The 12,685-nt window shown below is 50.8% G+C and carries 9 protein-coding genes; 2 read left to right on the forward strand and 7 right to left on the reverse strand.

Annotation, left to right across the window (positions count from 1 at the left end; genetic code table 11):
- Window positions 1-173 precede the first annotated feature (173 nt).
- Window positions 174-1,625: a carotenoid oxygenase family protein gene (locus tag AC2215_RS25020; RefSeq protein WP_486812743.1), complete on the reverse strand. Its 1,452-nt coding sequence runs from the start codon at window positions 1,623-1,625 to the stop codon at window positions 174-176.
- A 593-nt stretch (window positions 1,626-2,218) separates the two neighbouring features.
- Window positions 2,219-2,728: a hypothetical protein gene (locus AC2215_RS25025; protein ID WP_486812744.1), complete on the reverse strand. Its 510-nt coding sequence runs from the start codon at window positions 2,726-2,728 to the stop codon at window positions 2,219-2,221.
- A 101-nt stretch (window positions 2,729-2,829) separates the two neighbouring features.
- On the opposite strand from AC2215_RS25025, the gene aroA reads away from it, so the two are divergent.
- Complete coding sequence (gene aroA, locus AC2215_RS25030) at window positions 2,830-4,182, forward strand: 3-phosphoshikimate 1-carboxyvinyltransferase (protein ID WP_486812745.1); 1,353 nt, start codon at window positions 2,830-2,832, stop codon at window positions 4,180-4,182.
- Window positions 4,183-4,359: 177 nt separating this feature from the next.
- On the opposite strand, the gene AC2215_RS25035 is transcribed toward aroA, so the two are convergent.
- The 5 genes from AC2215_RS25035 to AC2215_RS25055 form a co-directional block, all read right to left on the reverse strand.
- On the reverse strand, window positions 4,360-6,063 hold the full coding sequence (locus AC2215_RS25035; protein WP_486812746.1) for an SLBB domain-containing protein: 1,704 nt from the start codon (window positions 6,061-6,063) through the stop codon (window positions 4,360-4,362).
- 281 nt (window positions 6,064-6,344) lie between these two features.
- Window positions 6,345-7,817, reverse strand: a complete 1,473-nt coding sequence (locus AC2215_RS25040) for a glycosyltransferase family 4 protein (protein ID WP_486812747.1) — start codon at window positions 7,815-7,817, stop codon at window positions 6,345-6,347.
- A gap of 737 nt (window positions 7,818-8,554) precedes the next feature.
- A complete protein-coding gene (locus AC2215_RS25045; RefSeq protein WP_486812748.1) occupies window positions 8,555-10,039 on the reverse strand; it encodes an aldehyde dehydrogenase in 1,485 nt (494 codons plus the stop codon).
- 61 nt (window positions 10,040-10,100) lie between these two features.
- On the reverse strand, window positions 10,101-10,703 hold the full coding sequence (locus AC2215_RS25050) for a dehydroquinate synthase/iron-containing alcohol dehydrogenase family protein (RefSeq protein ID WP_486812749.1): 603 nt from the start codon (window positions 10,701-10,703) through the stop codon (window positions 10,101-10,103).
- On the reverse strand, window positions 10,669-11,334 hold the full coding sequence (locus AC2215_RS25055; RefSeq protein ID WP_486812750.1) for an iron-containing alcohol dehydrogenase: 666 nt from the start codon (window positions 11,332-11,334) through the stop codon (window positions 10,669-10,671). Before AC2215_RS25055 ends, AC2215_RS25050 begins: the two co-directional genes overlap by 35 nt.
- Before the next feature lie 453 nt (window positions 11,335-11,787).
- On the opposite strand from AC2215_RS25055, the gene AC2215_RS25060 reads away from it, so the two are divergent.
- Window positions 11,788-12,411, forward strand: a complete 624-nt coding sequence (locus AC2215_RS25060) for a TetR/AcrR family transcriptional regulator (RefSeq protein WP_486812751.1) — start codon at window positions 11,788-11,790, stop codon at window positions 12,409-12,411.
- Window positions 12,412-12,685: the final 274 nt, after the last annotated feature.

Genomic DNA, 12,685 nt, shown 5'->3' on the forward strand with positions numbered 1-12,685 from the left:
AGGGACGTGCTGGATCTGTCATAGAGGAAGCTAGAGTCGAGTTCGTCTCTCTCTCAACCTAAAGCGAACTTGTGAAGAAGTTGTGCAGTTCCCTTCATCCCCCTGTTTCCCTTGAAGTTTTGAGTCTCCTTTGGGTGAGGGATAGAATCTTAAATTCGGTATTTAGAACTTCATCAAGCCCCATTCTTCGCCACGTCAGGTTTCCAAGTCCCGTGAAATCCGAGGGAAACCACATCGGGGAGTCGCAACCGACAGGTGGGTTCTTCATTTAGTCCGTTGCGATCGAATACCCAGATTTCAGATCGATCGAGATTGCCATCATAGACGACTGTCAACACCCAACCGAGATCGGCATCCAAGGCATCTGGTGCGTATATGGGTTCGGAGGGATAGCGATTTTCCCCCAGATCGGCAACCGTTAGGGTTTGAGAATCGCAATCGAAGCGGGCGATCGCCCCGTATAGTTCCCGCGCGCGTTCGGCATTGGGACGGTGCATCGATAGGTAGAAATGGGGCGAAATGCGACCCACCTGCTGGGGCGGTACGATGGGAAACTCGCAGGGGCGATCGAGCAATTCTTCAGTGCCCAACACTTTTCCCGTTTGCCCGTCCAATCGCACCCGCCACAGGGTGCCGTCTGCTTCAGTTTGCGTGCGTCCCGTTGCCACTTCCTTGAGGCGTTGGTTGGTGGTAAAGTCCCGGTAGCGGACAAAATCGACGATAATTTCTCCCTCTTGAGTCGAGTAACCGTTGGCAAAATGCCACTGAAACCAGGGTTCCGTTTCTTGCCGACTCACTAAAGAAAGAGTGCGGCGATCGAAGACTAAAATCTGGGTTCCGAGTTGCGGCTGCCACTGCATTCCATCGCTAAAACTGGTCAAACCCACCAAAGCCCGGAAGATATCCAACCGCAGGGGGGGCAAGAAAAAGACGAGATAGTTTCCCGCGAGGACGAAATCGTGGATGAGGGGAACGCCATCGAGGGGAAACGCAGATTGACGAACGATTTTGCCAGTGGCATCGCTGCAGTAAAGATGGAGGCTCGTTTTGGCTCCCGCACTGACCCCAAAATTAAAAATTTCCCCAGTTGTAAAATCGCATTTGGGATGGGCGGAGTAGTTCATATTTTTCCCCAATCCCGAGAGATCGTCGATGCCGGAGGTTTCGAGGGTTTGCAAGTCCAGGGTGTGGGGTTTGCCCCCTTCCCACAGGGCTAAGAGGCGATCGGGCAATGCCAACACTGAGGTATTCGCTGCATTCTTGACCGATGTCGTCCATCGCCGCCAAATCGGACCGGGGGCGATCGTTCCGTAGTTACCGTAGAGGAATTTCCCCGCAGCGGTTTCGGCTTGGTATCCGGCGGTTTGAACGTAGCGATAGGTTGCCGTTGCCTGGGAACCGATATCTGGGGATTCGGCGAATCGAACGGCCAGAATCGCCCCATCGCCATCGAACCAATGTCCCATCCGCATTCCCCCGCGTTCCAATCGCGCTGGACCGTTACGATACAGGGTTCCTCGCAATCCCGGCGGAATTTCACCACTGAGTATTTCTAATGGGGTGGGTGCAAATTCCCGGGCGGGACGAGTGACGGCTTTGGTCCAAGCGGGTTGAGTAGAAAGCATTTTTATTTAAGTAATAGGTTATAAGTAATAAGTAATAAGTTGGGATTTTAGGTGCTATTTAGGAATATTACCATCTCAATATTTATAATAAAGCTATTTACTTAGTCGTTTATCGCCAATTAGAATTTACATTTATGAGCACTAAAAAATTTATTGTTTTAAACATAAATAAAACCCAGTAATTAAGCTAAACTGAAGTCGATCGCCTAAGTTGGTAATCGTCTAAAACCTATAAAATTACCTAAGATATATAAAATAAAACGATAAAAAATAGGTTTTAGTATCCCAGAAAAATCACAGAACCTAATGATGTAAAGAGCTGAAATATATCTAAACTTTGGAGAGCTAGTCGCTCAATTTTATGAAGGTGATGATGTCGTATTTCCTGTGGATATGAGTTATTTTTAACGACGTTCCTGTTCTTGTAGTGAAAGCGCCGGTATCGATCGAAGCTTCCTCGATCGCATATTTCTAAACAGCTTTCATTTGATGAACGGTCTTTAAGGGATAAGTAATTAGTAATTTTGAGTTCGTCTCCTAGTGATTAAAACCTAAAAAACTTATTACTTATTACTTATTACTTAAAACAAACCCTATTGTTGAATTTCCAAATTGAGAACGTACCGCCCCAACCGAACTTTCCCCGTCCATAATTCGTATTCGAGGCGCAGATGTTCCGGAAACGGGTATCCCGAGAGGGTTAAACTGCGAGTGTAGTTGCGCAAGCGCATTTGATTGGGAGTGGTGCCAGTGTCGCTGCGCAGCCAGTAGCGACTGATGCCGTACATTCCCCGTTCCAAGAGATGGCGGTAGCTGTAGGTTCCTTGGTGTTGCATGGTGACGATCGTCCGGTAAGGGGAGATTTCCAGCCACAACAAGCGGGGACTGTCTTTATGTTTATCGGAATCGTTCGTCGAGGCGTTTGCTTCTGCTTTTCCCTCACCGGGAGGCTGCCATCCGCGCACCGTCGGTTCGCTCAACAGAACGTGAAACCGCTCTTGGTCTTTCTGATAGAGGGTTGCCGCCGTTTCCACCACCGACCAAATAGGCAGATCGGTTGAGACGAGAGAAAGACAGGCAGGCTTGCGGTGATGCGTCAGCATAAACTTCGGTGAAGGGACAGTTTTTACATCACATTAGATGAACGTTTGGGGTTGACCGAACGCGGTAGGATGACTAGACAACCCCCTAATCGTTGAACCCAATGCCTTACCCCATCGTAACAGTCGAAACCTCAAAAAAACACCAGAGTTTGATTTTGCAGCCACCTCGATCGGGCTTGAGTTTGCGGGGTCGGATCGGCATCCCTGGAGATAAGTCCATTTCTCATCGCGCGTTGATGTTGGGGTCGATCGCCTCGGGAGAAACGGTGATTCGGGGTCTGCTGCTGGGGGAAGATCCCCGATCGACGGCTCATTGTTTTCGGGCGATGGGCGCGCAAATTTCGCCGCTGAATGCGGAATTCGTCCGGGTGCAGGGTATCGAAGATGGGGAGTTGCAAGAACCGGAAGATGTCTTGAATGCGGGGAATTCGGGCACGACGCTGCGGTTGATGTTGGGATTGCTCGCCTCTGCACCGGAGCGATTTTTCACCGTGACGGGGGATGCATCATTGCGATCTCGTCCCATGTCTCGCGTCGTCAAACCCTTAGAGCGCATGGGAGCAACCATTTGGGGTCGCCAAGGTAGCCGACTTGCTCCCCTGTCGGTACTGGGGCAGCAACTCAAACCGATGCATTACCACTCCCCCATTGCATCGGCACAGGTGAAGTCTTGTATATTGCTGGCGGGGTTGGGGGTAGAAGGGGAAACCACCGTCACCGAACCCGCCCTGTCGCGAGACCACAGCGAACGGATGTTGCGGGCGTTTGGGGCGAATATTCAAGTCGATCCCGAAACGAAAAGCGTCACCGTTACCGGGCCGGCACAACTCCAGGGACGGGAGGTGGTGGTTCCGGGGGATATCAGTTCGGCAGCGTTTTGGTTGGTGGCCGCCTCGATCGTACCGGGGTCGGAGTTAACGATTGAAAATGTGGGAGTTAACCCCACCCGCACGGGTATTTTAGACGCATTGGAGATGATGGGGGCCGATATTACCCTGGAGAACTCTCGGGAAGTGGCGGGGGAACCGGTGGCGGATTTGCGGGTGCGCCACACGCAACTCAAAGCCTGCCACCTATGCGGGGATTTGATTCCCCGTGCCATCGACGAAATTCCGATTCTGGCGGTGGCGGCGGTTTTTGCTCGGGGCACGACGGTGATTCAGGATGCGGCGGAGTTACGGGTTAAAGAAAGCGATCGCCTCGCAGTGATGGCCGCTCAACTCAATCGCATGGGGGCGCGGGTTACCGAACATCCCGATGGCTTGGAAATCGAGGGGGGCACGCCGCTAACGGGGACAGAAGTGGACAGCCACGACGACCATCGGATTGCCATGAGTTTGGCGATCGCGGCCCTGATGGCAACGGGAACCACCACGATCGCCCGTGCGGAAGCGGCTTCGATTTCCTATCCCGATTTTGTCGATACTCTCAAATTGGCGATCGATGAGGGATAGATGGGAGGGACAAGGGGACAAGGGGACAAGGGGACAAGGGGACAAGGAGAGAGAGAAACGGGGGAAACGCGGGAAATGGGAGAAACGGGAGCAAGATGCTCCCACTGTTGACTCTTCCTCTGCCCCCGAAGCTTCCCAAGCTCCCGAAGCCTCCGAAGCCTCACACCCAAAACAGCGTTAAAACAATCTGAAGAAGCGGAATGGGGCGATAAAGGGACTGACCACCTGACCGATAAAATCCGTCACTTCCGTCACTCCAGATCGATCGACCACAATCACGTCGTTGGGTCGCAAGCTGGGGTTACTGTCTCCGTCGAGATTTGCGCCTAAATCGATTTCGATCGTGCGTCGATCGACGGTGCCATCGGGGTTGAGGCGCAGGAGTTCCACTTGCCCTTCGCTGGCGCGATTGTTAAAGCCGCCAGCCACCAGAATGGCTTGATTGAGGGGAGTATTGGGGGGAACGAGGATTTGTCCCGGTTTTTCCACTTCTCCAATCACGTTAACGGGAATCGTATCCGGGGAGAAACTGGCAGCGGCCAATTGGGCAGTTTCTTCTGGGGTCGGGGTTTCGGCAAGGGGAACGACGATCGTATCACCCGGTTGCAAGAGGACATCTTGCTGCAAATCTCCCGCTTGCAAAAGTTGCCACAAATCTACATCCAGGACTCGTTCCGTACCATCCCGCGTAATCCGTCGCACTTCGATGTTGCGCACGTCGGCGAGTTGGGTAATGCCTCCCGCCACCTGAATCGCCCGCGTTACGGTGGGTAGCGATCGCGTTCCGGCGGGATCGGCTTCGTTATTGACGACATGGGGTCCCGGACGGGCAACTTCCCCCACCACGGCTATATTCAGCGGTTGGGTGCGATCGGCGGCAAAACTCGCCGCTGCTAAATACTGTGCATCCGCCATCTCGATTTCTTCTGCGGTCGGAATCACCACCGTATCTCCCTGTTGGAGAATCAAATCTTGAGTGCGATCGCCCCCTCGCAGCAGTTGCCATAAATCCGTGGCAATAATTTGAATGTCTCCGGTTCGGGTGGGACGGCGAACTTGAATTTGCCCGATATCGGCTGTGGGAGTCACCCCACCAGCGGCTTCCAAGGCCCGAGTTAATCGAGGTTGCTCCCCTGCCGCCACCTCAACGGTATAGGAACCGGGACGGGCAACTTCCCCTACCACAGCTATATTCAGCGGTTGGGCAGTGTCGGCGGCAAAGCTGGCTTCGGCGATTTGAGGGGATTCGGATAAGTTCAAGGCGGTAGTTGTCGGCACGAAAATTTCGTCGCCATCTCGCAGAACGATATCCTGGGAAAGGTCGTTATTTTGCAACAGCGCCCACAAATCCACGCTTATTTGCTGGGGAACACCTCCCGGCTGAGTGCGCTGGATGCGAACTTGGCGTAAATCTGCCCCTTGGGTAATGCCCCCGGCCTGTTCGAGGGCTTCGGTGACGGTGGGGAATTGGGCGCTTTCCGAGGGGGCGATGGTATAAGAACCGGGACGATTGACTTCTCCAGTCACCCCCAGTCGCAGCGGGCGGGGTACGGTTAAACTAACGGTCAAACTCGGTCGGCGAACGTAGTAGCTATAGGCATCGCGAATGTTGGCCGCAGCTCGATCGAGGGTTAAGCCTTCAACAGAAACTCGACCCACCAGGGTTAAGTTCACCGAACCATCGACGAGGACTTGAGTTTCACCGGTGTATTCGGGAAAGTTGAGAAAATCGACTTGCAAGCGATCTCCCGGTCCGAGACGATATTCCTCGTCAATTGCCGATCGAGAACTGGGAATGGGTTTTTGAGCGATGACGACTGGAGTGGAGGCGATCGCTTCTTCTTGTAAAAGAAAGAGTGGGGCGATCGTTACCAGAGTCATGGTTAATGCCTGTAACGTTGAGGATTTTTTAAACATTGATTTAACGTCAGTTCGGGATCGAATTACTTTGGAGGAGGATTCAAAATAGAGGTCAGCATTCAGCGATCGGCCGTCAGTTTGAAATCAGGCTCAAGGCCCAAAATTTCAACAGATTTCCGTGCCCAAGGCTATGAATTCCTAGCTTAGTCGAAAGAACCCCAGACCGATGAATGCTTACCTGTTTTTTTAAAAATCCGTTTCGGATCGTGCGCGAAACGGGCGATTTCTGACCCCATCCCCCATCATCGATTGGCAAACAAATCGACGGTTTCTCGCGATAGCATCCCGTGTTGGACGATTATTTCGCCCAATCGCCGACGGGGACGGTGGGTTCGCTGGGTTTCGATCGCCTGTTTCAACTGAACCTCGGAGAGCAATCCCGCTTGTTTGAGTCGTTCTCCTAAGGGCAGGAGAAGCTGTAAGTATTGCTCGGCAATAATTTGGGGGGTAAAGTGAGATTCCAGGTAGCGCCGTCCCGCTTCACCCAGGCGACGGGCTTTTTCGGGATTGGCGGCTAACTGGCGAATAAAATCGGCGAGACCTTCGCCATCCCCGTGGGTAAAGGTTTCGCCGCATTGGGCATCGGCGAGAAGGGGATTGAGATAGGAGTGGGATTCGCAAATGGCAGCCACGGGTCGTCCGGAAGCCAAAATTCCGTAGAGCTTACTCGGGGCGATGGTGCCTTCTAAACCCGGTGCGATACTGACCAAAGAGAGGTCTCCGGCGGTGAGGGAATAGGGCAAAACCTGTTTATCTTGATAGGGCAAAAACACGCAATTGGATAACCCCAATTCCTCTACTTTCCGGCGGCAAATGGGTTTCTTAGCTCCATCGCCGATAAATACGAACTGAATCGGTTCGTTTTGTAAGTGTTGGGCGGCGGATACGATCGTCTCGATCTCGTGAGCGCGTCCGAGATTGCCCGAGTATAAGACAATAAAGCGATCGAGAAGTTGATGTTTGCGTGCGAACCAGTTTTGGGCTTTGGGAATGGGTTGAATCCACTGGGGATCGGCCCAGTTATGAACGATCGCAATTTTGTCGGCGATGCCCTCGCATTTGGAAATCGTTCGTTCTTTCATCGTCGAACTCAAAACGATAATGGCTTTGGCATTTTGCAAGACTTTACGGTTGATAAAGTTCCACAACTTGACGATGCCATGTTCTGGAGGAACGACATTCAGTTCGATAGCTACATCGGGATATAAATCATAGATTAAATAAACGTAGGGGATATCAAAATAGAGGTTAGCAAGGTATCCTAAAATCGGTAAAAAAGGCGGCGCGCTCGTGATTAACAAGACATCCCCCCGCCAACAAGATTTGAGTAAATGCAGACCCGCCCGAAAGCAAAAGACTACCCCATTAAGAGCTTTGCCGCGTATGCGTTTGGGCCACCAGCGCGCGATGCGCGATCGCCGTACGGACAGCCCCTCGAATCGTTCCACGGGCGGTGCGGTATCATCATCAAAAGCATATCCCGGTTGTCCGGTAAAAATATGAACCGAGATTCCCTGCTGGCTCAGTTGGGTTGCCAGTTCTTGAACGAGCTGACCCGTGGCGGCATAATCGGGAGGATAAAATTGCGTGATAATTGAGAGGTTGAGTTTGGCGATCGAGTTCGAGCGGGTTGGGTCGATCTCCGGATCGATTGACCCCATAACGGCTTTGGCTTTACCGATGACTTTGCTGAATTCATCCGAAATTTTGAGCATCCTAACACCCCGGTCTTGCTTACTTGAGTGACTTTCTGGAATCAATTTAGAGAGAGCACATCTGTGTAAGAATTCTAGAGTGGCGCTTAAGTTCCCGAAATTCTTATAAATTAATCTAAATCAATTTTAATATCCTCAAAAATATCGAATTTTGAGAAATGTGTTTGGGTTGAAATACCGTGCCGATTTATTTTCTGTTTGTTCGCGATAAAAATTCGCCCTAAAAAATTGATTTATACGATCGATTAACAATAATTTTCCACAAAAATACACATAAAAACTGGATTTTGAGTGGAGAGAAGAGATAGCCGACGATCGCGCCATAACATCAACCTCAGCCAAAACAATCGCTTCTTTGATTAACCGAGGGAGATTGCTCGAACTTCCTCAGCGATCTGTTCGGACTCTCGTTCGAGAAAAGAATTAGCAATCGACGGATACACTGTCGATTGCTAGCGAAACCCTCATAGACCGTTAGCTGAGACTAGTACAGCGCCGCAGAAATAACTACCCAGCTCTCAACCGGTGAAAGCTCTATACAGTAAACATTTTTCATTTTGAATTTTGCATTTTTCATTCTGCATAGCAGCACTAGGTTCTGTTGACATTTCATACTGGAAGTCTTGACCCCCAGTGTTTACAAAGCATTTCGCTCGTAAAGATGAAATTCAGTCATCACATGGGGTTGAACGCCAAATGTCAACAAAACCTAGGCTAGGTCAAAGCGATCTAGATTCTTAACCCAACGCCCGAATCAACTTCATTTGGGTATCGGAATGTCCGTAGTACTTCAGGTCGGCTTCAAAGAAGTTGGCTTTCTCTAGGATAGATTTGAAGTGCGAGAAACACTCGAAGCTATACTCGCCGTGATAGCGTCCCATGCCGCTGTGACCGACTCCTCCGAACGGAAGGTTGGAATTGGTGATTTGCATCACTGCGTCATTAATGGCACCACTGCCAAAGGGAATCTCACTCAAGAATCGCTGCTTGGTGGCCTTGTCGTTGGAGAATAGGTAAGCAGCCAGTGGCTTTTCGAAGCGCTTGACGATTTCAAAAGCCTCATCGAGAGTCTCGTACTCGAGGACAGCAATAATGGGACCGAAGATTTCGTCTTGCATGACCGCATCATCGAGTGAAACGTTATGCATCACCGTTGGCTCAATGACCCGCTCTTCCCGGTTCGTTTCGCCGCCGTAGTAGACTTTGTCGGGGTCAATCAGTGCGGTGACGCGGTCGAAGTTTCGCTCGTTGATGATTCTGACGAAGTTCTTGTTTTCCACCGAATAGTCGTGCTTCTCGATCTCATGCACCATTCGCTCAAGGACTCTGTCTTTGATGCTCTTGTGTACTAGAACGTAGTCTGGGGCAAGGCAGAGTTGTCCGGAGTTTACGAACTTCGACCAAATGAGGCGCTTGACACCGACATCCACTGCGGCATCCTCAGCGAAGATAGCCGGGTTCTTACCGCCTAACTCCAATGTGACGTTTGTTAAATGTGGGGCTGCTGCCTGATTGACGATTTTCCCAACCTGGGGACTCCCGGTGAAGAAAATTTTGTCGAAGCGTTGATTGAGCAATGCCGTCGTTTCCGGGATGCCACCTTCAACCACCCTCAAGTAGTTGGGGTCGAAGTTCTCGTTAATCAGCTTCGCCATCACTCGGCTGGTTTCTTCGGGCAACTCGCTGGGTTTGAGAATCGTTGTGTTTCCTGCAACCATGGACCCGACAACCGGAGTCAAGGAAAGATTGTAGGGAAAGTTCCAGGCTCCAATTACCAGTGTGACGCCAAGCGGTTCTGGCACGATGTAGCTTTTGCCGGGTTGGTTGAGCAAATTGGTTGAAACCTTCCGAGGCTTGACCCATTTCTTGACGTTCTCGATCGCGATCTTTAGCTCCTCAAACAGAGGAAAGATTTCAGTCAACTGGGTATGATATTTCGACTTGCCGAAGTCCTCATAGATAGCTGCGTAGAGCTCGTCTTCATAACGGCGAATGAGGTCGCGAAACTTCTCTAGCTGCTCGATCCGAAACTCAACCGGACGTGTGGCATTGCTGCGAAAATACTGGCGTTGATTTTCAACTAACCCTTGGACTTCTTGCTCGGTGATGGCAGCTGCGGCTTGGGGATTCATGGCGATCTCCTTCTGATTGGTTTGATGTTGGTTTTCAAATCGATTCTTCACTTCACGATCGTTCGCGATGGCGATAGTTTGGGTCTTCACGATGAGGTCTCCCAATGAGCAATAAGCGTCAATATTTGTTGTTTACGCAAGTACCTAGCAGCTAGATTGCGACAGAAACAAGCTGCTGTGTCCCATGACTTTCGGCTTGAGCTTCTTGCGAGATAGAGGCGAGAATTTCTTTGCACTGTGCTCGGTTCATCAGCCTTGGTACGGCATAGAACGACCTGGCCTCCTCGAGAGCCTTGCTGGTAATCGCGTCGAAGTGCTTCGTCTCAAGTTCTTTGAATCCGCTCGGAATGTTCAGTCGCTCAGACAGAGCGTCAACTCGTGCGATAAATCTGTCAGCCAGTTGCTCGTCAGAGCCACCATTTGTCCCGCTTAGCATCCGTTCGAGATTGGCAAATCGGTCCGAGCATGCTGGTTTATTGAACCGCAAGACTCGTGGCAGGATGACGGCATTGGTCAATCCGTGGGGCGTATTGTAGTGAGCACTGAGCTGATGCGAAATAGCATGCACGTAGCCAAGACCCGATTTATTGAACGAGTAAGCAGCCAAGAAGGATGCAAGTGCGACTAACTGGCGAGATTCAAGGTTTTTCCCGTCTTCATAAACAACAGGCAGATGCTCGAGAAGCAGTTTGACGGCTAACTTCGCATCTCGTTCGGCATCACTGAATCGATTTACCGAGGTGTAGGACTCCACCGCATATTACGGCATCCATCCCGGTTGCTGCCGTAATATGCGGTGGCAGTGACTTCAGCATGTTTGGGTCGAGTGCCGCCGCAGACGGAATCAGCTTTGGATCGACAACAAACTTCTTCTGATGGGTTTGGGTCTCGGAGATGACGGCTGAATTAGTAACTTCCGAACCCGTACCAGAGGTTGTTGGTACCACGTAGAAGGGCAACGTTGGCTTTTTAACTTTTAGCAAGCCAACGACCTGCTCGACGCTAACTTCGTTGGAGTAGCAAGCGGCAATCGTTTTGGCTGCATCAATAGCAGACCCACCCCCGACAGCAAAGACGCTGTCACAGTCGTTCTCTTTGCATGCTCGTATGCCCGCTTCAATCACCTCGTAGGTGGGATTGGGAATGATGCCGTCGAAGACTGTCACTTCGCAGCCTTGATTCTTGAAGTGTTCGAGCACCTCATCGAGGAGCCCCAGTTTCAGCAGAAACTTCTCGGTCACGAGCAAAGGTCGTTTGCTTCCAGATGCTTGAGCCAGAGATGCGAGCTGGATTGTCGAATCTGGGCCAGCGAACAGGAGCGGCTTCTGGGAGGGAAACAGCACGGTGAACATTTTGAGCGAAAAGTTGGTGAGTCGCTTAAGCATGGCTCGAATCCTCAAGTTGTGATGAAAGTTGCGTGGCACTCTCAGAGAGCTTGGGTGGGTTTTATCTCGATCGGAATCTTTATTCACACTACACAGTGTAGTTTACTTAAAAGCCTCTGTCAATACTCTTGATGTCTTTTCGTGAAAACCATCCTCGGTTGTACTGTCAAGCCGCGATCGTTAATGGGCGCGTGGATACAACGACAGCAAACACGGATTTGCTCCCTCGCTATTTTTTGTTTAGACTACACTGTGCAGTGTATGTGCCGACTAGTGCCGCTAGGCGGAATTAAAAATGCGTCTTGAAAAGTTGAACGGGACTCAAACCGACACCGATCGCGATGCACGTAAAATTAAAAATGCTTACTGTTCATAGCTTTCAGTGCTTGAGAGCGGGTCAGTGATTTCTGCCGCGGTGCACTAGTTTGCAGCTTGACAAAAGGAGCAATAAAGATGATTGCCAACCCCAAAAAAAATGCTCGGCGAAAGAGCCCAAAGCGAGCGGCCGTTATCGAAGCAGCAACCGAAGAATTTTTGTCCCGTGGATTTTCCGGAACGAGTATGGACCGAATCGCTGAGGTGGCAAACGTATCGAAGCGAACGGTCTATGACCACTTTCCGAGCAAAGACAACCTCTTCCAAGCAATTGTCGATGAGATATTGCAGCGAGTCGGGGAGATGCCATCCCACGAGTATTCCAAAGAGAAGCCCCTGGATGAACAGTTGCTAGCCATTGGGAACACGTTTACCACAACCATCACTGACCCGGACTTCATGAAGCTGTCACGAGTGGTGATTTCTCGCTTCATTCAGTCGCCTGAGTGGGCACACAACACTGTCAAGGCGCATGCCCGGTTGAGACAAGACATGATTGCCTTCTTTGAGGCAGGAAAAAAAGACGGTCGCTTGAAGATTCGCAACTCCGAGATGGCTGCGGCTCAATTCTGTGGGTTGATTAAGGAAATCGCATTCTGGCCAGAGCTAATGGCAGGGCAGGAACCCATCTCAACCCAGGAACGGAATGCGGCTGTCAAAGCTGCCGTGGAAATTTTTCTGGACCATTACCAGAAGTCCTAACCTGGATTATTCACGAGAAGATGCGATCGCCCTGGGGTGAGACAAAGATTCAGGAGCCGCGTCAGACTCTTGTTCTGACGCGGTTTCAGACGGTTTGAAGTCGGAAATTTTGGATATGACGACATTATCTAACTCGAATGGCGACTGCTATATATAGCAATTCTCGCGCCTTGTGAGGTACACCTAAATTCCATTTTTCACTTTCTCGTTCCCCATTCCCTATTCCCAGAAACTCTGTACCTCATGAGTATGAGAACCGCTATATCACTCCAAA

The organism is Zarconia sp., from assembly GCF_057467645.1.